Genomic DNA, 22697 nt, shown 5'->3' with positions numbered 1-22697 from the left:
GCGGCCATGTTCACGCACATCATGCTCGGCGCCGACGATATCGCGGCATCGAAGGCGTTCTACGACGCGGCGCTGGGCGCACTCGGCGTGCCCGATGGCGTCGTCGATGACTGGGGGCGGGTGATCTACGCGCATGACGGGGGCCGATTCCTGCTGACCAAGCCGATCGATGGTCACCCCGCCAGCCACGGGAATGGCAGCACGATGGGGTTCGCGGCGGCCTCGACCGACGCGGCGGATGCGTGGCACGCGGCCGGCCTCGCGCATGGTGGCACCGCCTGCGAGGATCCCCCCGGCGTGCGCGAGGCGACCGGCGGGCGGAAGCTGTATCTGGCGTATCTGCGCGATCCGTCGGGCAACAAGATCTGCGCGCTGCACCGGGTCGCGTGATGGAGACCGTCTCCACCAGCAAGGCCTATGGCGGCGTCCAGGGCGTGTACCGCCACGCCTCGACCGCGACCGGCACCGACATGACCTTCGCGGTCTACGTGCCGCCGCATGACGGCGGCGCGCGGTTGCCGGTGCTGTGGTTCCTGTCGGGGCTGACCTGCACGCATGCCAACGTCATGGACAAGGGCGAGTATCGCCGCGCCTGCGCCGAGCTCGGCGTGATCCTGATCGCGCCCGATACCTCGCCGCGCGGCGACGACGTGCCCGATGACGAGGCGTACGACTTTGGCAAGGGCGCGGGCTTCTACGTCGATGCGACGCAGGAGCCCTGGGCGGCCAATTTCCGGATGCGGTCCTATGTCGAGGACGAACTGCCCGCGCTGATCGCGGCGGAGTTTCCGATGGCGGATATGGGCCGGCAGGGGATCATGGGGCATTCGATGGGCGGGCACGGCGCGCTGACGACCGCGCTGCGCAATCCGGATCGGTTCAGGAGTGTCTCGGCGTTCGCGCCGATCGTGGCGCCGTTGCAGTGCGCCTGGGGCGAGAAGGCGCTTGGCGGGTATCTTGGGCCGGATCGGATGGCTTGGCGGGCGTACGATGCGTGCGCGTTGATCGCGGATGGCGCGCGGGTGGGGGAGATCCTGGTCGACCAGGGCGATGCGGATGGCTTCCTTGCCGAGCAGCTGAAGCCGGCGTTGCTGGCGGAGGCGTGCGCGGCAGCGGGCATCGGGCTGACGCTGCGGATGCAGCCGGGGTATGATCACAGCTACAACTTCATCTCGACGTTCATGGGTGATCATGTCGCCTGGCATGCCGAGCGGTTGGGGTAGCGTCGGGTCTCGTTGAGGGGCTGGAGGGAGCCGTGGCCCGTTTTCCGGTTGCCCCCTCCCACTCCGTCATCCTGACGAAAGTCAGGATCCAGAGCCAAGCAGCGCAGCCTGCGTAACCCTGAATTCTGACGTTCGTCAGGATGACGGGGGGGGCGTGAAAATCCTCTCCCGTCAGGAGGAGGTGGCCGGCTCTTGCCAGACGGAGGGGGAGGGTAGGAAAACCTGTGTTGCGTGTCCTCCCCCTCCGTCGCTTCGCGCTACCTCCCCCTGGCGGGGGAGGATCGTTGGCGGTTTGGACGGTTGCGCTCGACCGCTTCGTCATCCTGACGAAAGTCAGGATCCAGAGCCAAGCAGTGTAGCGTGTGTAACCCTGGATCCTGACTTTCGTCAGGATGACGGGAGGGGCGTGAAATCCTCTCCCGTCAGGAGGAGGTGGCTGGCTCTTGCCAGGCGGAGGGGGAGGGTAGGGAAACCCCCGTTGCGTGTCCTCCCCCTCCGTCGCTTCGCGCTACCTACCCCTGGCGGGGGAGGATCGTTGGCGGTCTGGACGGTTGCGGTCGACCGCTTCGTCATCCTGACGAAAGTCAGGATCCAGAGCCAAGCAGCGTAGCGTGTGTAACCCTGGATCCTGACTTTCGTCAGGATGACGGACTGAGGGGATGCGCGAGCCTTTCCCTCGAGGAGGGCGCAGATGGCGCTTGGTTGCTTTTGGGAATGATTGCGGCGGCGTGAGATCCTCCCCCGCCAGGAGGAGGTGGCTGGCTCTTGCCAGACGGAGGGGGAGGGTAGGGAAACCTGTGTTGCGTGTCCTCCCCCTCCGTCGCTTCGCGCCACCTCCCCCTGGCGGGGGAGGATTGTTGGCGGCTTGGACGGTTGCGCTCGACCGCTTCGTCATCCTGACGAAAGTCAGGATCCAGAGCCAAGCAGCGTAGCGTGTGTAAACCCTGGATCCTGACTTTCGTCAGGATGACGGACTGAGGGGATGCGCGAGCCTTTCCCTCGAGGAGGGCGCAGATGGCGCTTGGTTGCTTTTGGGAATGATTGCGGCGGCGTGAGATCCTCTGCCGTCAGGAGGAGGTGGCTGGCTCTTGCCAGACGGCGGGGGAGGGGAGGGAAACCTGCGTTGCGTGTCCTCCCCCTCCGTCGCTTCGCGCCACCTCCCCCGGGGGGGGGCGTTGGCGGTCTGGACGGTTGCGCCCGCCCGCTTCGTCATCCTGACGAAAGTCAGGATCCAGAGCCAAGCAGTGTAGCGTGTGTAACCCTGAATCCTGACTTTCGTCAGGATGACGGACGGACTGAGGGGACGTGCTAGCCTTTACCTCGAGGAGGACGCAGATGGCGCTTGGTTGCTTTTGGGAATGATTGCGGCAGCGTGAGACCCTCCCCCGGCAGGGGGAGGTGGCTGGCTCTTGCCAGACGGAGGGAGCGGGTAGGGAAACCCCCGTTGCGTGTCCTCCCCCTCCGTCGCTTCGCGCCACCTCCCCCTGGCGGGGGAGGATTGTCAGGGCCGCAGCCCGCAGAGTGTGAGGCTTAGAACTTGAAGCCGGCCGCTACGCCGTAGCGCCGTGGTTCGATCGTGAAGATGTTAGTGAACAGGCCGGCAGACTGATCCGTGACATATTGCCCGGTGATCGCATTGTTGTTGGCGAGGTTCTGCACGAAGCCGCGGACGTAGAAGCGGTCTTCGCGGGCGTTGAGCTGGACCTGCATGTTGACCACGGCATAGCCCGGAATGCGGTCGATCGCGGTGTTGAAGATGCTCGCCGCGAACCCGCCGGTATAGTTGAGGTCGGCACGCGGAACGAGGCTGATGCCGTTGGCGAAGTCGATCGTGTACTGCGCGCCGACCGACCATTTATAGGTCGGCGCCTGGGGCAGGCGGTTGCCGCGGATGTTGGTGGTCACGCCGTCGAGCACCGACACGCCGCTCGCCGCCGCGTTCGCGCCCAGCGCCGAGCAGATGCCGAACGCGCCGGTCGCCCCTACCGTCGGGATCGCGGTCGGCGCGCGTAGCCCGACTGCGCTATTGACCGCCGCGACGTAGCCGTTCGACAGCGCCGCGTTGCCCGCCACGTTGGGCACGACGACGCAGTTCGATGCGTTGGTGATGTCCTTGATGATCACCGCGTCCGCACGCCCGCCCGACACGTCGCGCGGGTTGACCAGGAACTTGTCGCTCGACACCTTCGAATGCAAATAGCTCGCATTCATGTTGACCACGAACGCCGGGATCGGGCTCATGATCGCCTCGGCCTCGACGCCGTAGATATCGGCGTTGACGTTGTCGTTGACCGAGGTGCGCGCGACGATCCGGCTCAGCTGCAGATTCTTGTACTGGTAATAGAAGCCCGTCAGATTGAGCCTGAACTGGCCGCCGCCAAATGTGTTCTTCGAGCCGATCTCGTACGCGTTGACCTGCTCGGGCAGGAACGTGCTGCTGACGTTGAACATCGGCAGGAGCGGCGGGTTGATCCCGCCCGATTTATAGCCGCGCGAATAGGAGGCGTAGAGCAGATTGTTCTCGGTGATCCGGTAGTCGAGCACCGCGCGCCCGGTAAGCCGCGAGAAGCTGACCTGCGCATTGGCGAACTCCTGGCGCCCCGGCAGGTTCGGGTCGAAATCGACCGTGCCGTAGTTCAGACCCTGTTCGATGCCCGTGGCGCCGATCGGCGTCAGCACGTTGAGCGCGAGGTTGCGCGCCTCGTCGGTCTTCTTGTCGTGATTGTAGCGCAAGCCGACGGTCAGCTTCAGCTTGTCGGTGAACTTGAAATAGGTCTCGCCGAAGATCCCGTAGGATTTCAGGCGGAACTCGGTATCGCTGTTGCGATAGAACGGCGTCGACAGGAAATAGCCGTTGCCCGCGGGCAGCCCGAGCCCCGCCGCGTTCGCCGAGCCGAGGATGCCCGAGGCGTAATCGAGCCCGAACGCGTTGACGAAATAATCGGTGTTGGTCGATTTGCTGTCGACATAGATGCCGCCGAGCAGGAAGTTGAACATCCCGTCGAAGCTGCTGTCGAGATGCGCCTCGGCCGAATACTGGCGGTTCTTCTGCCGCGAGCGATCGAAGTCGAGGCTTTGCGGGTAACAGCCGATCGAGTTGCCGCCATAGATGCCGACATTGTTCGGATCGGCCGTGGACTGGCACGCGCCGCCTGCCGGACCGTTGGGGATCAACGTCTGCCGCACCCCGCTGAGGAAGGCGAACGGCGATCCGGTGCGCGCGAGCGCGTTGAGCGTGGCGAGCCCGACATTGTTGGTCAGCGGGTTCTCTACCGCGAGATTATAGTCGGTGCCGCTGTCGACGACGTTGCGCGTATAGCCGCCGGTGAAGTTCAGGCTGACCGGGCCGAAATCATGGAAGATCTTGGCGGTATATTGTTCTTCTTCGGCGAAATAGGTCGGGCTGTAGTCCAGCGATACGGTACGCACGTCGGCGGGATTGACGACGCCGGTATAGGTATCCTGGCCGTACAGGCTCTGGAGGCCGAAGCGCGCGAGCGCGGGGTTGTTGACCGCGAAGAACTCGCTCGAGCTGAGCACGGCGGCGAGCGTCGAATTGCCGTTCGCGGTTTCGTTCGCAAGCCGGTCGGGCAGGCAGCCGAGGATCCCGGTCGGGTCGCGGTGGCACAGCTGTTTCTGCAACCGCGAGCGATCGTCCTTCTCGCGGAAATACGACCCGATCAGGTCGATCCGGGTGGCGCTGGTCGGCTCCCAGGACAGCGTGCCGCGGACCGAATAAAGATCGCGGCCATCGATGTCGCGGCCGTCATACAGGTTCTTGGTATAGCCGTCGCGGTTGAGATAGGTGCCCGCGACTCGGATGCCCAGCGTGTCGGTGAAGGGCAGGTTGAACATCGCCTTTACGCGCTTCGAATCGTAATTGCCGTATTCGAACTCGGCGGCCGAATGGATCCCGGTGAGGTCGGGCTTGGCCGAGATGAAGTTGACCACGCCCGATGTCGCGTTGCGGCCGAACAATGTGCCCTGCGGCCCACGCAGCACTTCGATCCGCTCGAGATCGAAGAACTCGCTCTCGAACAGGCGCGTCGTCACCAGCGGCATGTCGTTGACGTGGATCGCGGTCGCGGTGTCGCAGGTCGCGCCGGTGCACAGATCGCCGATCCCCCGGATCGTGAAGCTCGACGTGGTGAAGTTGGTCTTGGTGAAGGTGATGTTGGGCAGCGACTGCTGGAGCGCGCTCGGGTTGACGATCTGCTGTTTGGCGAGGTTGTCAGCGGTGAAAGCGCTCACAGCAATCGGAACATCCTGCAAACGCTGCGATTGGCGTTGCGCGGTAATCACGATATCCTGCGACGCATAGGCGCTGGCGGGCGTGTCGGCTTGCGTCGTCTGCGTCGAAGGGGCTTCCCGGCCGGGCCCGTTGGTCGGGGCGGTGTTTTCAGCCGATGTCGTGGTGGCAGTCTGTGCCATTGCCGGCGCAATCGACAGGAGTATCATCGCCGATGCGGCGAGCAATTCGAACTTTGCCATGTCAGTCCTCTCCCCGATCGTGCCGGTCTATGCCGATTCACGATTTCGTTTTTCAGGTATGGCGAAGTAACGACCAAAAAAATCAACCGTCAACGCTTTTGAAGTCCCGATTACGGGGATTTACGCCGCGTTGCTGAAATGAAACAGTTGCAAATAAGGACCCATGTTCTGATGTTTGGGTATGCTGATAAAGGGTGTTGCGATGCGGGATGAACTGGATGGGTCCGAGGGGCAGCCGGTCGGCAAGGATATGCTGGGTCCCGACGGCAAGGTGATTGTGCCCGAAGACGTAGCGTCCGCGATCCGTACGCTGATCCGTTGGGCGGGGGACGATCCCACCCGCGAGGGGCTGCTCGACACGCCGCGTCGTGTTGCACGTGCGTGGAAGGAATATTGCGCGGGCTATGGCGATGATCCGGCCCAGCATCTCGACCGCGTGTTCGAGGAAGTCGGCGGCTATGACGAGATCGTGCTGCTCAAGGACATCCCGTTCCAGTCGCATTGCGAGCATCACATGGCGCCGATCATCGGCAAGGCGCACATCGCGTACCTGCCGCGCGACCATGTCGTCGGGATTTCGAAGCTTGCGCGCGTGCTGCACGGCTTCGCTCGGCGGTTGCAGGTGCAGGAGCGGCTGACCGCGGAGGTGGCGGACTGCATCTGGGAAAACCTCAAGCCACAAGGCGTCGCGGTGGTGATCGAGGCGAGCCATGCCTGCATGACGGCGCGCGGCGTGCGGACGCCCGGCGTGACGATGGTTACGAGCCGGATGATGGGCGTGTTCCGCGACGACGAGCGCAGCCGCAAGGAAGTGTTGTCGCTGATGGGGCGCGGCGCTTGATGCGGACCGTGCTGGTCACGGGGGGGGCGAAGCGGCTGGGCGCGGCGATCGTCCGGCGGCTGGCGGCTGACGGGCATGCGGTGGTCGTGCACCAGGGGCACTCGCCGGACGAGGCGGACGCGTTGGTTGGCGAGATCGTCGGCGAGGGCGGGCGTGCCGCGGCGGTCGCGGGCGACCTGGGCGACCTGGCGGCGATCGGCGACCTATTCGCGGCAGCGCGGGGCGCGATCGGCGGACCGATCGACGGGCTGGTAAACTGCGCCTCGCGGTTCGCGTTCGATCGTCCGCCGAGCGTCGATCCGGTGCTGTTTGCCGAGCTGGGCGCGATCAATTGCGGGGCGCCGGTGCTGCTGGCCTCTGCGCTCGCCTCGCAGGACGATGTGACGAAGGGCGCGGTGGTCAATGTGCTCGACCAGAAGGTGGCCAATTTGAACCCGGACTTCTTCTCGTACAGCTGCGGGAAGATCGCGCTTGAGGGGGCGACGACGATGCTCGCGCAGGCGCTGGGACCACGCATTGCGGTCAACGCGGTGTCGCCGGGACTGACGCTGCCGAGTGGCGACCAGAGCGAGGCGGATTTTGCGGCGGTCGCGAGCGACAATCTCCTCAAGCGACCGGTCGGTGCGGAGGCGGTCGCGGACGCGGTCGCGTGGTTGCTGACCGCGCAGGGGGTGACGGGGCAAAATCTGTTCGTCGATTGCGGGCAGCGGTTTTTGACGCGCGATGGCGACGTTATGTTCGAGGGGCGACATGGCTGAGTTCACGACGATCCTCGACGGGCTCGAGGTGATGATGCGGCTCGGGATTCACCCGCATGAGGTGGCGCCGCAGCGCGTGGTCGTCTCGGTCGAGATGACCGTGGTGTATCCCGGGCCGCTCGGCGAGGACGCGATCGGGGAAGTGCTCGATTATGATTTCGTCCGCGCGGGGATCCTGGCGATGGCAGCGGAGCGTCCGTTCGCGTTGCAAGAGACGCTGTGCGAGGCGATCGCCGCGCTTTGCCTGGGTGACGAACGGGTGAGACGGGTCGAGATCGAGACGATGAAGACCGATATCTATCCGGATGCCGCGATCGGGTGTCGGATCGTGCGGCAACGCCTCGTCTAGTCGGGGCGATAGTCCCACGGCCGGGCGCATTTGGTTCCCGTGAGCGGCGCCGATCCTGGAGCCGGTTCGTTCCCTCCCCATATCCCCCCCCATCCGGAGACTTATGGTGAACATTCTCGTCGTCCTAACCTCGCATGCCGATCTCGGCGATACCGGCCGCAAGACCGGCTTCTGGCTCGAGGAGCTTGCCGCGCCCTATTACGTGTTCAAGGATGCCGGCGCGACCATCACGCTCGCCTCGCCCGCCGGTGGCCAGCCACCGCTCGATCCGAGCAGCGCGAAGCCCGACGCGCAGACCGATGCTACGCGCCGGTTCGAAGGGGATACGGAGGCCAGCGCGGCACTCGCCGACACGCGGAAACTTTCCGAGATGCAGATCGCCGACTTCGACGCGGTGTTCTATCCAGGCGGACACGGCCCGCTCTGGGACCTAGCCAACGACAAGGCATCGATCGCGCTGATCGAGTCGACCATCAGCGCGGGAAAGCCCGTCGCGCTGGTCTGTCATGCGCCCGGCGTGCTCCGCGACGTAAAGGCGGCCGATGGCTCGCCGCTGGTGAAGGGGAAGACGGTCACGGGCTTCACCAATACCGAAGAGGCGGCCGTCGGGCTCAGCGATATCGTGCCGTTCCTCGTCGAGGACATGCTCGCGCAGCAGGGTGGCCGTTATTCGAAGACGGCGGACTGGGGCGTGCACGTCGTCGAGGACGGCTTGCTGATCACCGGGCAAAACCCCGCTTCGTCGGAAGAAGCGGCAAAGACGCTGCTGGCTAAGCTCGCCTGAGAGAACGGCCACCGGCTTGACCGGTGGCCGCTCGTTTCGGTGTCAGGCGCGGTTGGCGGCGCTGAGGACGGCGCGGACCGAGGCGGTCGCGATGTCGGTGTCCATGCCGACGCCGAAGACCGTCTTGCCAGCTCCGGTCCGGCATTCGACATAGGCTGCGGCCTGCGCGTCCGCGCCGTGGCCGATCGCGTGCTCGTTATAGTCCACGACGTCGAGCGTCGGGCCGGTCGACTCCGCGATCGCTGCGATCACGCCAGAGATCAGACCGTTGCCGCGGCCCGAGATGGAGCGCTCTTCGCCGTCGATCGCGACGCGACCTATGAAGACACGCTGTCCGGCGGTGCCGCTTTCCTCATAGTCGCGCAATTCGACGCGATCGTCCGCCTGCGGCATGTAGGTCCGCTCGAACAGGCTCCAGATATCCGCCGCGTTCAGTTCCCGGCTGGTCTCGTCGGCATAGGCCTGGACGTGACGGCTGAAATCGGCCTGGAGGCGCTTGGGGAGCTTGAGCCCCTTGTCCTGCTCGATCACCCAGGCGACGCCGCCCTTGCCCGACTGCGAGTTGACGCGGATCACCGCTTCGTAGCTGCGGCCGAGATCGGCGGGGTCGATCGGGAGATAGGGGACCTCCCACAGCGTGTCGTTCTTCGCCTCCTGCGCCGCGAAGCCCTTCTTGATCGCGTCCTGGTGACTGCCCGAGAACGCGGTGAAGACGAGGTCGCCGGCGTAGGGCGTGCGCGGATGGACGGGGATGTTGGTGCAATAGTTTACCGTGTTCACGACGCCGTCGATGTCCGACAGGTCGAGCTTCGGGTCGACGCCCTGCGTGTACATGTTGAGCGCGACGGTCACGAGATCGCAGTTGCCGGTGCGCTCGCCATTGCCGAGCAGACAGCCCTCGACCCGGTCCGCGCCCGCCATCATGCCGAGTTCGGCGGCGGCGACGCCGGTGCCGCGATCGTTATGCGTGTGCAGGCTGATCGCGACCGCGTCACGATTGCGGATGTGGCGGCCGAACCATTCGATCTGGTCGGCATAGATGTTCGGCGTCGCGCACTCGACGGTGGCGGGCAGGTTGAAGATGATCGGGGTGTCGGGCGTCGGCATCAGGACGTCCATCACCGCCTCGCAGACCTCGAGGCTAAAATCGAGTTCGGCGGTCGAGAAGGTCTCGGGGCTGTATTCGAACTGCCAGCGGACGTTCGGCTGCTTGGCCGCTTCGTCGCGCAGCACCTTGGCGCCGTCGATCGCGATCTGCTTCACCTGCGCGCGGTCCATCCCGAACACGATCTTGCGCCACGCCGGGCTGACCGCGTTGTAGAGGTGGACGATCGCGGTCTTCGCGCCGACGAGGCTGGCGAAGCTCGTCTCAATCAGGTCGCGGCGCGACTGTGTCAGCACCTGGATCGATACGTCGTCGGGGATCCGGCCGGTCTTTACCAGGCCGGAGATGAAATCGAATTCGGTCGCGCCGGCGCTTGGGAAGCCGACTTCGATTTCCTTGAGCCCGACCTTGCAGAGCAGGTCGAAGAAACGAGTCTTCTTTTCGGCATCCATCGGATCGATCAGCGCCTGGTTGCCGTCGCGAAGATCGGTCGACAGCCAACGCGGCGGCTTGACGATCGTCTTCGACGGCCATTGGCGATCGGGCAGGTCGATTTGCGGGAAGGGTCGGTACTTGGTCGATGGGTCGCGCAGCATGGCTCGTGTCTCTCGTGATCGGGAGCGTTCGGGTCAGCCCTTAGGCGCGAGGCGCGGGGGCTGGCCACCACGCAAACGATCGGCGCGCCTAAGGGCGCGTAAGTCGAAGCAGCAGGAGGCGACCGTGAGTCATTGCGTCTTTCCTATCGCGCGGACACGCTCAATGTCCAGCGCGATAGGGTACGCATAGGTATTATTGCGCAGCGAAGGCCGCGTTGATCGTCAGGTCGACTTTGTCGGACACTACGGGGGCATAAGCGCCGATGTTGAAATCGCTGCGCTTGATCGAGGTCGTCGCACGGAAGCCGAAGTTCAGCTTCTTGTTCATCGGGTTGTCGCCCGCCCCGACGAACGTCGCCTGCAGCACGACCGGCTTGGTGACGCCCTTGAGCGTGAGGTTACCCGTGATCGTCGCCTTGTCGCCTGTCGCAACGACCTTGGTCGAGACGAACTTGGCGGTCGGGTAGGTCGCGGCGTCGAAGAAGTCCTTCGACTTCAGATGGCCCGCGAATGGTGCCGAGGTGACCGAAAGCTGGTCGATCGCGAACGAGACTTCGACCTTGGTCGCATTCGGCTTGGCCGGGTCGATCATGATGCTGCCGCCAGACGCGCCGAGCTGCCCTTCGAGCATCGAGAAGCCCATGTGGTTGACCTGCCACGTCACCTGCGTGTGGTTGGGGTCGACGGCATAGGTGCCGTCGGCAACGCGGGCCTTGACGGGGGCGCCGGGGACGGCGGCGGTCTGCGCCAATACGGGCGCTGCGGTGAGGGCGAGAATCGTGGCTAGGACTAGGCGCATGGGAGTCTCCTGTTTGATGCGCGATGCTGGCCGAGCGGCTGCGTTGCGTCAAACGGCGTTATGCCAACGCTGTGTTTCGGATTTGGGTCGGTGGGGAGCTTTTGGGGGAAGCCACGCTCGCTGTTGTTCCCCGCGGACGCGGGGGCCCGGCTAAACCACGATCACCGCCCGGAATTTTGGGCCCTCGCCTTCGCGGGGGAACTAGAGTGGCTGGGGGAAGAGGGTAGCGGGAGCGAGATTAGCGAGAGCGAGAGCGAGGGTAGCAGGGAACGGGAGTGGTGTAGGAGGAGTGGCTGTTGATAGGAGCGCTTACCCCCAAAACGCCACCACCCCGGCGAAGGCCGGGGCCCAATTGAGGGGCGGCGGTAACGGAGGATTGTCCTCCTTTACTACGACCTTTTCAATTGGACCTCGGCCTTCGCCGGGGTGGAGTGAAGGGTGTGGGGCAAACCGAAGCATATTCCCCACGCCCGCCCGTCGGCCACGGCGAAGCCGCGCCCTATGGGCGGGCTCCGTCGTGCCGGCCGGTCGATAAAGCCAAGACTGACGAAGTCAGTTCTTGGCTTTATCGACCAGCGCATTCTTCCCGATCCACGGCATCATGCCGCGCAGTTCGCTGCCGATCTTCTCGATCGGATGCGCCAGCGCCTGTTTGCGCGCGGCCTTCAGCTCGGGTTGGCCGGCGCGGTTGTCGAGGATGAAGTTCTTGACGAAGCGGCCCGACTGGATATCCGCCAGCACGCGCTTCATCTCGGCCTTCGTCTCCGACGTGATGATCCGCGGACCCGTGGTGATGTCGCCATATTCGGCGGTGTTCGAGATCGAGTAGCGCATGTTGGCGATGCCGCCCTCATACAGCAGGTCGACGATCAGCTTGGTCTCGTGCAGGCACTCGAAATAGGCCATCTCGGGCGCGTAGCCGGCTTCGGTCAGCGTCTCGAACCCGGCCTGGATCAGGTGGGTGATGCCGCCGCAGAGCACGGCCTGCTCGCCAAACAGGTCGGTCTCGCATTCCTCGCGGAAGTTGGTCTCGATGATGCCCGAACGACCACCGCCGACGCCCGAAGCGTACGCCAGCGCGATGTCGTGCGCGTTGCCTGATTTGTCCTGGTCGATCGCGATCAGGCAGGGCACGCCGCCGCCGCGGACATATTCGCTGCGCACGGTGTGGCCGGGGCCCTTGGGCGCGATCATGATGACGTCGAGATCGGCGCGTGGCTCGATCAGGCCGAAATGCACGTTCAGGCCGTGTGCGAACGCGATCGTCGCACCCTGCTTGAGGTTGTCGTGCAGGTCGGTCGCGTAGATCGCCGCCTGATGCTCGTCGGGCGCGAGGATCATGACGATGTCGGCCCAGGCGGCAGCTTCAGCGTTCGACTTGACCGCAAAGCCCGCCTCGATCGCCTTCTTGGCGGTGGCCGAGCCCTCGCGCAGTGCGATCGCGACGTCCTTGACGCCCGAATCGCGGAGGTTCTGCGCATGCGCATGGCCCTGCGAGCCGTAACCGACGATCGCGATCTTCTTGGTCGAGATCAGGTTCAGGTCGGCGTCGCGATCGTAATAGACACGCATTGGAGGAGTCCTTTCAATAGGGAGTGTCCCTCCGCGAAGGCGGAGGTCCAGGCTGGGCTCCCGCCTTCGCGGGAGAACAAAACTTTGGAGAGGGTGTTACGCCGGCTCTTTGCCGCGGGCGATCGCGACGATGCCAGTTCGGGCGACTTCGATCAGACCGACTTCGCCCATGAGTTCGACGAACTTGTCGATCTTGTCGATCCCGCCGGTGACCTCGAACACGAAGCTCGACGTCGTCGCATCGACCACGCGCGCGCGGTAGACGTCAGCGAGCCGCAGCGCCTCGATGCGGTGGTCGCCGGTGCCGCGCACCTTGACCAGCGCCAGCTCGCGTTCGACGTGCGCGCCCTGTGCGGTCAGGTCGGTGACCTTGTGGACGGGGACGAGCCGGTCGAGCTGCGCTAGGATCTGCTCCATCGTCGCGGGCGATGCACTGGTGACGATCGTGATGCGGCTGACCGCCTTGTCGGCGGTGATCTCCGACACGGTCAGGCTCTCGATATTATAGCCGCGCGCGGTGAACAGGCCGGCGATCCGGGCGAGGATGCCCGGCTCGTTGTCGACGATCACGGCGAGCGTATGCCGCTCGGCCTTTTCCTGGGAAATATGCATCAAACCAGCGCCTTCGCTTCGTCGTCCATCGTGCCGGACACTTCGTTCGCCTGCAGGATCATGTCGGTATGCGCCGCGCCGCTCGGGATCATCGGGAAGCAGTTGGTCAGCTGCGACACGCGGCAGTCGACGATCACCGGCCCGTCATGGGCGAGCATATCCGCGATCCCGCTGTCGAGCTGGTCGCGCGTCTCGATCAGGATGCCCTTCCAGCCGTAAGCCTCGCCCAGCTTCACGAAATCGGGCAGCGAATCCGAATAGCTCTCGGCATAGCGGCTCTCATAGGTGAGCTCCTGCCACTGGCGGACCATGCCCATATACTGGTTGTTGAGGATGAAGATCTTCACCGGCAACCGGTATTGCGACGCGGTTGCCAGCTCCTGGATGTTCATCTGGATCGACGCCTCGCCGGCGATGTCGATCACCAGCGCGTTCGGGTTGCCGAGCTGCGCGCCGATCGCGGCGGGCAGGCCGTACCCCATCGTGCCCAGACCGCCGCTGGTCAGCCACTTGTTCGGCTTCTCGAAGCCGAAATGCTGCGCGGCCCACATCTGGTGCTGGCCGACCTCGGTCGTGATGATCGGCGACTGGGCGTGCGTCGCGTCGAACAGCGCCCGGATCGCGCGCTGCGGCATGATCGCGTTCGGGTCGGTCTCGGGGAAGTCGAGACACTTCTTCGCGCGCCACTCGGCGATCCGGCCCTGCCACTCGGTCGTGTCGGGCTTGGGATGCTGGCGGCTCTTCCAGATCCGGATCATGTCCTCGAGCGCATGGCCGACGTCCGCGATGATCCCGAGGTCGACGCGCACGGTCTTGTTCACCGACGAGCGATCGATGTCGATATGGACCTTCCGCGAGTTCGGGCTGAACGCATCCAGCCGCCCCGTCACGCGGTCGTCGAAGCGCGAGCCGAGCGCGACGACGAGGTCGGCCTGGTTCATCGCCATGTTGGCCTCGTACGTGCCGTGCATCCCGAGCATGCCGAGCCATTGCGGACCCGACGCGGGATAGGCGCCGAGGCCCATCAGCGTCGACGTCACCGGCGCGCCGGTGATGCGGACGAGTTCGCACAGCAACTGGCTCGCGGCCGGGCCCGAATTGATGATGCCGCCGCCGGTATACAGGATCGGACGTTCGGCCGCGGCGAGCATGTCGACGAGCTGCTCGATCTGCGACTGGTCGGCCTTCACCTGCGGGCGATAGGTCTTGTGCTGGATCGGACCCGGCTTGGTGTAGCGCGCGGTGGCGACCTGCACGTCCTTGGGAATGTCGACGACCACCGGCCCCGGACGCCCCGAGGTGGCGATGTGGAACGCCTCGTGGATCACACCGCCGAGCTTGGCGGGATCCTTCACGAGGTAGTTGTGCTTCGAGCAATGGCGCGTGATGCCAACGGTATCGGCTTCCTGGAACGCGTCGGTACCGATCAGCGCGGTCGGCACCTGGCCGGTGATCACGACCATCGGGATCGAGTCCATCAGCGCATCGGTGATCCCGGTGACCGCGTTGGTCGCGCCGGGCCCCGATGTCACGAGCACCACGCCGGGCTTGCCGGTCGAGCGGGCATAGCCCTCCGCCGCGTGCGTCGCCGCCTGTTCGTGGCGCACCAGTATGTGCTTGATCCGGCCGCCGTCCGCATTGTGGCGAAACAGCGCGTCGTAGATCGGCAGCACGGCGCCACCCGGATAGCCGAACACGACCTCCACGCCGAGATCGCACAGCGCCTCGATCAGGATATCGGCTCCACTCTTCTCGGTCATCACGTCTATTCCTTTGCGAACGGGCAGCCTTTAGCGCCTCGTGGAGGGGCCGGCTACCGATATAAAAGATGCGTGTCAAACATCATTTGAGCAATATAGTTTCAAATTGCTGCAAGCGCGTTGGAAAATTGAGCGCGTCCGTGCGGGTCCAGGCGGCCGGGGGCTGGTGTCGGAGCCATGTATATTGGCGCTTGGCGTAGCGTCGCGTGGCGAGCGATCCGGCCGCGATCGCGTCGGTCATGGAGGTTTCGCCGCGGACCAGCGCGGCGATCTCGGGGACGCCGATCGCGCGGCGGATCGGCGCGTCCTGCGGGATGTCGGTGCGGGCTAGAAGCGCGGTGACTTCGGCTCGGCTGGTCTCGGCCATCTCGGCGAAGCGCTGGCCGATGCGGGCGTTCAGCCAGTCGCGGTCGGGGATGAGGATCAGTGCGCGGACGTCGAGGCGGTTGCCGATCCCGCCCCCCCGTTCGGTCTGCCAGTCGGCGAGCGTGCGACCAGTGCCGCGGACGACCTCGAGCGCGCGCGCGACGCGCGTCGTGTCGGCCGCGTTGAGCCGCGCGGCGGCGGGCGGATCGAGCAGCGCTAGGGCTGCATGCGCCTCGGCGACGGGAAGCGCGCGGATCTGCTCGCGAAGGTCCGGGGCGATCGCGGGGACGGGGGCGATGCCGTCGAGCAACGTGCGGACATAGAGGCCGGTGCCGCCGACCAGGATCGGCAGTCTGCCCTCGGCAACCGTGGCGTCGATCGCGTGTGTCGCCTCGGCAGCCCAGCGCGCGGCGGAATAGGTCGCGTCGGCGGCGTCGACATGGCCGAACAGGCGGTGCGGGGCGCTCGCCTCCTCTTCGGCCGAGGGGCGCGCGGTGAGGATGCGGAGATCGGCGTAGACCTGCGCGGAATCGGCGTTGATGACGACGCCGTCGTGGCGCGCGGCGATGGCAAGCGCGAGCGCGGACTTGCCGCTCGCGGTCGGCCCTGCGATGAGCGCGACCTTCGGGAGATACGATATGTTCACGGCAACGCTTATAGCCTCGGGCACGCTGACCGCGGGCGATATTTCGACCGCGATGGATCGGTTGCGCGATGCGGGCTGCGCGCCGGGCATCAGCGGCTGGATCGACGAGAGCGAGGCGGCGGACCTGATCTTCGGGATGGCGCCCGATGCGGCGCGGGCTGCTTTAGAGGGCGCGTTCGCCGGCACCGACGTGGTCGTGCAATCGAGCCTCACGCGGACCAAGACGCTGCTGGTCGCGGACATGGATTCGACGATGATCACCGTCGAATGCATCGACGAACTCGCGGATTATGCGGGCATCAAGCCGCAAATCGCGGAGATCACCGAACGCGCGATGGGCGGTGAACTCGATTTCGAGGCGGCGCTCGATGCGCGCGTGGCGCTGCTCAAGGGGCTGGCGGAAAGCGATATCGAACGTTGTCTCGCCGAGCGCGTGACGATCATGCCGGGCGCCAAGCCGCTGGTGCGGACGATCCGGTCGCGCGGGGCGCTGGCGGTGCTGGTGTCGGGCGGCTTCACGCGGTTCGCGGAGCCGGTGGCCAAGGCGATCGGCTTCGATCGCGCGATCGCGAACGTGCTCGAAGTTGCGGGTGGCGTGCTGACGGGGACGGTGACGAAGCCGGTCGTCGGGTCCGCCACGAAGCTGACGACACTCAACGCGGCGATCGCAGAGCGGGGGATCGCGGTGGAGGAGTCGCTCGCGGTGGGTGATGGCGCGAACGATCTGGCGATGATCGAGGCTGCGGGGTTGGGGGTGGCGTATCACGCGAAGCCGATCGTGGCGGCGGCGGCGGCGGCGCGGGTGGATCATGGCGACTTGACGGCGCTGCTCTATGCGCAAGGTATCGCCAAGCGCCACTGGGTCTTGGACTAAAGCCGGTCATCCTTACGAAAGTCAGGTTCCAGAGCCACGGACGCCATGCTGCGTGGCTCTGGATCCTGGATCGAGCCCAAGATGACGATAGAATGATGCGTCAATGCTGGGAATCGGCGTTAGTTCAGGAACGCCGATTAGATGGCCTCAACCCTTGGTTAGCGGCGTACCGCTTGCTTCGCAGACGTACGTCGCGAGTTCCTCGCGCAGCGGCAGGCCCTTGATCGGGCGCAGCGGGCCGTCATGTGCGGTGTTGGTTTCTACCAGCGCGCGGTTCGGGCCGACGCCGAGGACGTGGAACAGGCGGTTGGCGCAATCGGTTTCGGTGCGCGCATAGGCAACCTTGCCGTCATGCTCCTGGCGTAGGATCGCGATGATCGTGCCGCTTGCCGCTTTGCGCTCGCGCAGGAGGAAGTGGCGCGAAGTCGGGTCCGAGGGGGTCGGGATGAGCCGGCCCTTTACCGTCAGTTGCTCCGGCTTGGGCACGGCAACGTCGGTCTCGGCGAGGTTGCGCAGCGAGACACCGTTATCCGCCAATGAGTCGGTATTGGTCGTCGCAGGCTGTTTGCCAGAACACGCGGCCAACAGCGTTGCGCCGGCAAGTGCCAGCGCCAAGGTCTTCGAAATCATGCATCTAGCTCCCGGTCGATGTCGAAACGAAACGACCAGTCGGCCGGTTCGATCCCGTTCGCAGCGCCAGAAGCCCGTTCGTGGCTGACGATGCGCCGGAAAAATCGTCGCACCGGATAGCGTGCAGAGGCCCGGCAGCCCGGATGCTAGCGGGGTTTCTTGTCCACGCTGCGGGTGTCCGGCCGCGCCGATCCCTTGGCTGGGGACGCAGGTTCGCAAATCCGACGATGGGGCTGGCAGGCGATGCCAACGCTTGAGCATCCCTGCACGCTGCCTTTGGTCGGACATGCGCGGCATTGCTGCTGGACGTCGGTGCAGGTCGGCGCGGTCGACAGCAGGGCCAGGGTCAGGAACAGCATCACGAATCCTTTCTGGAATTCAGGTCACGGCGCGACGATGACGCACGGCACGCCTGCCGTCGAACAGGCACGGTTTGCGTCGGCCTTCGAGGCGAAGCCACCCGCCTGGAGGCGCGTTACTGCGCCGACCTTCGCATAATAAGGTTGCGCGCCGCGCAGCTTGCCGCGGACCCTGTTCCACAATGTCTCGGCATTGCCTTGATCGCGGAACGCCCCGAGCTGGATGCGCCAATTGCCCGTGGCGCGCGCGGGCGCGGGTTTTGCCGCGACCGATCTGGCCGGCGCAGCCTTGACGGGAGCCGGCTTCGACTGCGCCTGCTTCGGCACCGGCTCTCGCGTCGGTCCCGGGATACGCGCGGGTAGCGAACTCGGCGGTAGGTTCGCCGGACGCGGCCTGTCCACGGTACGCACAGGAGACGCCGTGGCCTGGTCGGAGAAGCGCGGCCCCGACGAGGAGCGCGGTGGGGCATCCGGCGTCGACTGCAACGCATATTGCTGGGCCAGCGCGGTGCCCTTTTCGCGGTCCGTCGGGGAGATATACTGATCCATCTGCGCCAGCGTCTGCGATGCGGATTGCAACCCGGACGCCGATGCGCGGGACATCAAGGCATAGGCGCGCGGAAAGTCACGCGGCACGCCGTCGCCGTTGAACAACATCGTTCCCAGCACCAGCTGCGCCCGCGGTTCACCGCGCGCGACCGACTTTTGCAGCCAGGGCAGTGCGTCCGACTTCTTGCCCGACTGGAACAGCGCCAGTCCGTAATTGTCCGCGGCTTGAAGATGCCCCTGCAACGCCGCCTTGCGAAACCAGCTTTCGGCGAGCGCGGTGTCGAGCGGTACGCCGCGCCCCAGCTTGTACGCCTGCGCAAGGTTGAACTGCGCATCGGCATCCCCTGCCACCGCGAGAGGCCGCCATTCGGTGACCGCGCGCGGATATTCGCCCTTTGCCCAGGCATCCACGCCGGCCTTCACATCGGCGAACGCTGGCGCGGCAACCAGCATCCCGCCCGCCGCGATCGCACCCACCAGAAGCTTACGCCCAACCGTCATCGCCGTACCCCATGTCGTCTCGTCGCCACCATGCCGCCGTTCGCGGCGCAAGGCAAAGGATGACCGTTCGTTCGGTCCACGCTCGTCCAATGCTAAGTCGTTATGAAGTCGCGTTAACCGCTTCTTCAATCCGACATGGCACTTCGTTCGCGAACACCGGGAGTCGGGATTATGTGCGTTCGAGCGTCTGCATTGAAACAGGGATCACCCCGATGACCACGCGCGCGCTTCTCGTGGGCGGCATCTCCGCGCTCCTGCTCGGCGGTACGATGGTCGGCTGTGCGGCCAACGGTGGCAGCGTCGCCTCGGCCAGCGATCGCAGCGGGGCGCTGGCGGCCAAGGATGCGGCCGCGGATGCGGGCAGGGCGCAGGCTGCGCTCGCCCGGCGCGAAGGCACCGTCGCGATCGGCTATGCAGAGCGTGCGGTGGCATTGGTTTCACAGCGAGCCGACTATCGCATGCTGCTTGGCCAGAGCTATTTGCAGGGCGGGCGATTCGCCTCGGCCGCGCATGCGTTCGCCGATACGCTGCACCTGTCGCCGACCAACGGCAAGGCCGCGCTGAACCTCGCGCTTGCGCAGGTCGCGACCGGCGACTGGCAGGCGGCGCGGCGTACGCTGGAGGCTAACGCTGCGATTATCCCGGCACAGGATCGCGGCCTGGCGCTGTCGCTGGCAGGCGATACCGCGGGCGGGATCGCGCTGCTGACCGAGGTCGCGCGGTCGCCCGAGACGAGCGCCAAGGTTCGGCAGAATCTAGCACTGAGCTTCGCGCTCGCGGGTCGGTGGCAGGAGGCACGCGTGGTCGCGGCGGCGGACATGGCGCCGGCCGACGTCGATACGCGCCTCGAGCAATGGGCGACGTTCGCACAGCCGGCGACGGCGTCGGATCAGGTCGCGAGCCTGCTCGGCGTTCGGGCCGTGGCGGATGCGGGGCAACCCGCGGCGCTGGCACTGAATGCTGCCACGCCGATGACGCCGGGTTCGCCGCAGCAAGCCTTGGCGGTGGCGGATACGGTCTTCGCACCGGCGAACGCTGCTCCAGTGGAGATCGCATCCGCGCCCGTCGCCGGCGTCTCGAAAGTGTCGTTCGGCCAACGGCAGGAAGTCGTCCAGGCGTTGCCCGCGATGATGATCCGTCCCGCGGTCGGGCCCGTCAAGGTCGCGGCCGGTCCCGCGTCGTCAGGACGCGGCATGGCGACCGCGGCCTATGAGGTGAAGGCAAGGGCGACGGGCATTTGGTACGTCCAGCTCGGCGCGTTCGACAGCGCGAGCGTGGCGAAGGACGCCTGGAGCCGCGCCTCGCGCCGGTTCGCGATGCTCGCCGGCCATGCGCCGAACGGCATGACGTTCAAGGCGAAGGGCGAGGATTTCTATCGCCTCTCGGTCGGCGGGTTCAGTCGCTCGGCGGCGAATGCGATGTGCCGCCAATACCGCGCCCAGGGGGGCGCCTGCTTCGTCCGGATGAATGCGGGCGATGCGATGGCGCAATGGGTGCGCAAGCCTGGGATGCAGTTGGCATCGCGGTAGGGGAGGGCTGGCGGTGTTCGTTTCACCGCTTCGATAGACGCCACCCCGGTGCAGGCCGGGGTGGTGCGGCCTTCACCGAACTTCGCGGCCACCCTTCCACACGCGCAGCACGCGGCCCTGCACGGGCAGCCCGTCGAACGGGGTATTCCCGGCCGCGGCCAGGAACGCTTCCCCGACGATCTGCCACGGCGCCTGCTGGTCGAACAGCATCAGGTCGGCAGGCTTGCCCACCTCCAGCGTCCCCGTATCCAAGCCCAGCACGCGCGCCGGGTTACGCGCCAACAGCGCGAACAGCCGCTCCAGCGTGAGCAACGCGTCGCGCACCAGCATCAACGACAGCGGCAACAACGTCTCCGCCCCCGCCATGCCGCTGCTCGAATCGGTGAACGGCAACCGCTTCTCCTCCGGTCCGCGCGGCTCGTGACCCGAACACAACACGTCGATCGTACCGTCGGCGATCGCCTCGAGTGCTGCACGGCGATCGCTTTCGGCCCGCAGTGGCGGTGACAGCAAGGCGAACGACCGGAAATCACTGACCGCGATTTCCGACAGGTGCAGATGCGCGGGCGTGATGCCGCATGTTACGGGTACACCGCGACGTTTCGCGGCGCGGATGAGGTCGAACCCCGCTGCCGTCGTCACCTGGCGGATGTGGATGCGCGCGCCGGTATCCTCGGCGAGCATCAGGTCGCGCGCGATCGCCAGTGCTTCCGCAACCGCAGGCGCGGCGGGCAACCCGAGCCGCGTCGCCGTCTCACCCTCGGTCGCGACCGCGCCAGCCGTCAGTCCGCCGTCCTCGGCATGCGCGATCACCGTCACGTCGAGATCGCGCGCATAGGCCAGCACGCGCCGCATCACGCCGCTGTCGGCGATCCAGTGCTTGCCGGTCCCGACGGCCTTGGCACCTGCCGAAACGCAGATCGCCATCTCGGCGAGATCATGGCCTTCGAGTCCGCGCGTGGCGGCGGCGATCGGGTGGATCCAGAGGTCGGGCTTGCCGATCAACGCGGCGCGCTGGACGATCCCGGGGTCGTCGAGCACCGGCGACTGGTCGGGCATGAGACCGATCCGGACGATCCCGCCAGCGCGGAAGGCGGCGCGGTCGACCTTCGCCACGCCGAGATCGACGATCCCCGGTGCCACGGTCTTGCCTGCGCAGTCGACGATGTCGGCATCGGCCGGAATATCGACGATCCCGGTCGCGACGATCACGCCGTCGCGAACCAGCACATTGCCCTTCGACAGGCCGCCGACCGGGCAGGCGAGCGTCGCGTTGGTGAGTGCGAGGATCATGCCCAGCCCTCCACGCCGCGCGCTCTGCGGGTCAATACGTCGAGGCACGCCATGCGGACGGCCACGCCCATCTCGACCTGCTCGGTGATCGCCGACCGCGCGTGATCGGCGACGGCGGAGTCGATCTCGACGCCGCGGTTCATCGGGCCGGGGTGCATCACCAGCGCGTCGGGCGCTGCCTTCGCCAACCGGTCGAGCGTCAGTCCGTAGCGAAGCCGATACTCGCGTGTGGAGGGCACGTACGCCCCATCCATCCGCTCGTTCTGCAACCGCAGCATCATCACCACGTCCGCACCCTCCAGCGCCGCGTCGAAATCGGTGAACGCGCGCACGCCCATCCGCTCGATCATCGGCGGCATCAGCGTGGAGGGCGCGCAGACGCGCACCTCGGCGGCGAGCGCCGTCAGCGCCAGGATGTTGGATCGCGCGACCCGGCTGTGGAGCAGGTCGCCGCAGATCACGACGCGCTGCCCCGCGATCGAGCCCTTCCGCCGCCGGATGGTCAGCGCATCGAGCAGCGCCTGCGTCGGATGCTCGTGCCGCCCGTCGCCAGCATTCAGCACCGGGCAATCGACCTTGTCTGCGATCAACCGCACCGCGCCCGACGACATGTGCCGGATCACGATCACATCCGCACGCATCGCGTTGAGCGTCATGGCGGTGTCGATCAGCGTCTCGCCCTTCTTCACGCTCGACTGCGCGGCGTGCATGTTGACGACGTCGGCGCCCAGCCGTTTGCCCGCGATCTCGAACGACAGCAATGTGCGCGTGCTGTTCTCGAAGAACGCATTGATCTGCGTGAGGCCGGCAAGCCGCTTGTCGGGCGTGGCGTGCGTGCGGTTTGCGCCGACCCACGTTTCCGCTTCGTCGAGCAGGAACGCGATCTCGTGCGGCTGGAGCCCGTCGATGCCGGTGAGATGCCGGTGCGGGAAGACGGCGCCGCCTTCGATAAGGGTGGCGGGGCGGTGATCTGAGGTTCGCATTAAAGCCGCGGGATAGTGGCCGCGAGGGCAGGGGGCAAGCGTCCCGCCATCCTTCGCGCCGAACCGCATGGTTAACC

The 22697-nt window shown here is 66.0% G+C and carries 20 protein-coding genes; 8 read left to right on the top strand and 12 right to left on the bottom strand.

The features are described 5' to 3' along the window. Nucleotides 1-6: 6 nt before the first annotated feature. A complete protein-coding gene (locus tag HMP09_RS05965; RefSeq protein ID WP_176499609.1) occupies nt 7-390 on the top strand; it encodes a VOC family protein in 384 nt (127 codons plus the stop codon). Continuing rightward, nucleotides 390-1223 carry an S-formylglutathione hydrolase gene (gene fghA, locus HMP09_RS05960; protein WP_176499608.1) on the top strand — a complete coding sequence of 278 codons (834 nt, stop codon included), beginning with the start codon at nt 390-392 and terminating at the stop codon, nt 1221-1223. Before HMP09_RS05965 ends, fghA begins: the two co-directional genes overlap by 1 nt. 1530 nt (nt 1224-2753) lie before the next feature. Here fghA and HMP09_RS05955 read toward each other — a convergent pair. Continuing rightward, nucleotides 2754-5714, bottom strand: a complete 2961-nt coding sequence (locus tag HMP09_RS05955; protein ID WP_176499607.1) for a TonB-dependent receptor — start codon at nt 5712-5714, stop codon at nt 2754-2756. 250 nt (nt 5715-5964) lie between these two features. On the opposite strand from HMP09_RS05955, the gene folE reads away from it, so the two are divergent. The 4 genes from folE (at nt 5965) to HMP09_RS05935 (ending at nt 8446) form a co-directional block, all read left to right on the top strand. Continuing rightward, a complete protein-coding gene (gene folE / locus HMP09_RS05950) occupies nt 5965-6555 on the top strand; it encodes a GTP cyclohydrolase I FolE (RefSeq protein WP_176501601.1) in 591 nt (196 codons plus the stop codon). Further along, the gene (locus tag HMP09_RS05945) at nt 6555-7313 is read left to right on the top strand and encodes an SDR family NAD(P)-dependent oxidoreductase (RefSeq protein WP_176499606.1); all 759 of its coding nucleotides are present in this window, start codon (nt 6555-6557) and stop codon (nt 7311-7313) included. The genes folE and HMP09_RS05945 overlap by 1 nt, the downstream gene beginning before the upstream one ends. Beyond that, complete coding sequence (locus tag HMP09_RS05940; RefSeq protein ID WP_176499605.1) at nt 7306-7662, top strand: dihydroneopterin aldolase; 357 nt, start codon at nt 7306-7308, stop codon at nt 7660-7662. Before HMP09_RS05945 ends, HMP09_RS05940 begins: the two co-directional genes overlap by 8 nt. A 106-nt stretch (nt 7663-7768) precedes the next feature. Then, nucleotides 7769-8446 carry a type 1 glutamine amidotransferase domain-containing protein gene (locus tag HMP09_RS05935; protein ID WP_176501600.1) on the top strand — a complete coding sequence of 226 codons (678 nt, stop codon included), beginning with the start codon at nt 7769-7771 and terminating at the stop codon, nt 8444-8446. A 42-nt stretch (nt 8447-8488) separates the two neighbouring features. On the opposite strand, the gene leuA is transcribed toward HMP09_RS05935, so the two are convergent. The 6 genes from leuA to miaA form a co-directional block, all read right to left on the bottom strand. Continuing rightward, on the bottom strand, nt 8489-10147 hold the full coding sequence (gene leuA, locus HMP09_RS05930; protein WP_176499604.1) for a 2-isopropylmalate synthase: 1659 nt from the start codon (nt 10145-10147) through the stop codon (nt 8489-8491). A gap of 193 nt (nt 10148-10340) precedes the next feature. Next, complete coding sequence (locus HMP09_RS05925; protein ID WP_176499603.1) at nt 10341-10946, bottom strand: YceI family protein; 606 nt, start codon at nt 10944-10946, stop codon at nt 10341-10343. Nucleotides 10947-11498: 552 nt separating this feature from the next. Next, nucleotides 11499-12518 (bottom strand): ketol-acid reductoisomerase, encoded by a 1020-nt coding sequence (gene ilvC, locus HMP09_RS05920; RefSeq protein ID WP_176499602.1) that lies wholly within the window; start codon nt 12516-12518, stop codon nt 11499-11501. Nucleotides 12519-12614: 96 nt separating this feature from the next. Continuing rightward, nucleotides 12615-13130: an acetolactate synthase small subunit gene (ilvN, locus tag HMP09_RS05915; protein WP_031395186.1), complete on the bottom strand. Its 516-nt coding sequence runs from the start codon at nt 13128-13130 to the stop codon at nt 12615-12617. Next, nucleotides 13130-14890 carry a biosynthetic-type acetolactate synthase large subunit gene (ilvB, locus tag HMP09_RS05910; RefSeq protein ID WP_176499601.1) on the bottom strand — a complete coding sequence of 587 codons (1761 nt, stop codon included), beginning with the start codon at nt 14888-14890 and terminating at the stop codon, nt 13130-13132. The genes ilvN and ilvB overlap by 1 nt, the downstream gene beginning before the upstream one ends. Nucleotides 14891-14972: 82 nt before the next feature. After that, nucleotides 14973-15902: a tRNA (adenosine(37)-N6)-dimethylallyltransferase MiaA gene (gene miaA, locus HMP09_RS05905; protein ID WP_176499600.1), complete on the bottom strand. Its 930-nt coding sequence runs from the start codon at nt 15900-15902 to the stop codon at nt 14973-14975. Here miaA and serB point away from each other — a divergent pair. Further along, complete coding sequence (gene serB / locus HMP09_RS05900; RefSeq protein WP_176499599.1) at nt 15895-16776, top strand: phosphoserine phosphatase SerB; 882 nt, start codon at nt 15895-15897, stop codon at nt 16774-16776. The two genes, miaA and serB, sit on opposite strands and share 8 nt — an antisense overlap. 147 nt (nt 16777-16923) lie before the next feature. Here the strand turns inward: serB and HMP09_RS05895 are convergent, their stop codons facing one another. From HMP09_RS05895 to HMP09_RS05885, 3 genes are all read right to left on the bottom strand, one after another. Beyond that, nucleotides 16924-17406, bottom strand: coding sequence for a hypothetical protein (locus tag HMP09_RS05895; protein WP_176499598.1), 483 nt, complete (start codon nt 17404-17406; stop codon nt 16924-16926). A gap of 146 nt (nt 17407-17552) precedes the next feature. Further along, nucleotides 17553-17765, bottom strand: coding sequence for a hypothetical protein (locus HMP09_RS05890; protein WP_176499597.1), 213 nt, complete (start codon nt 17763-17765; stop codon nt 17553-17555). Nucleotides 17766-17789: 24 nt separating this feature from the next. Further along, entirely contained in the window at nt 17790-18815 is a 1026-nt protein-coding gene (locus HMP09_RS05885; protein ID WP_176499596.1) for an SPOR domain-containing protein, read from the bottom strand. Between the two features lie 212 nt (nt 18816-19027). On the opposite strand from HMP09_RS05885, the gene HMP09_RS05880 reads away from it, so the two are divergent. Beyond that, the gene (locus HMP09_RS05880; RefSeq protein WP_176499595.1) at nt 19028-20344 is read left to right on the top strand and encodes an SPOR domain-containing protein; all 1317 of its coding nucleotides are present in this window, start codon (nt 19028-19030) and stop codon (nt 20342-20344) included. Between the two features lie 72 nt (nt 20345-20416). On the opposite strand, the gene HMP09_RS05875 is transcribed toward HMP09_RS05880, so the two are convergent. Both HMP09_RS05875 and HMP09_RS05870 read right to left on the bottom strand, forming a co-directional pair. Then, a complete protein-coding gene (locus tag HMP09_RS05875) occupies nt 20417-21637 on the bottom strand; it encodes a dihydroorotase (RefSeq protein WP_176499594.1) in 1221 nt (406 codons plus the stop codon). Continuing rightward, a complete protein-coding gene (locus HMP09_RS05870; protein ID WP_176499593.1) occupies nt 21634-22620 on the bottom strand; it encodes an aspartate carbamoyltransferase catalytic subunit in 987 nt (328 codons plus the stop codon). The genes HMP09_RS05875 and HMP09_RS05870 overlap by 4 nt, the downstream gene beginning before the upstream one ends. Nucleotides 22621-22697 lie beyond the last annotated feature (77 nt).

Source organism: Sphingomonas sp. HMP9 (assembly GCF_013374115.1).
Taxonomy (GTDB): Bacteria; Pseudomonadota; Alphaproteobacteria; order Sphingomonadales; family Sphingomonadaceae; genus Sphingomonas.
The sequence above is the reverse complement of the archived record's forward strand: the minus strand, read 5'-3'. Positions and strand labels throughout refer to the sequence as shown.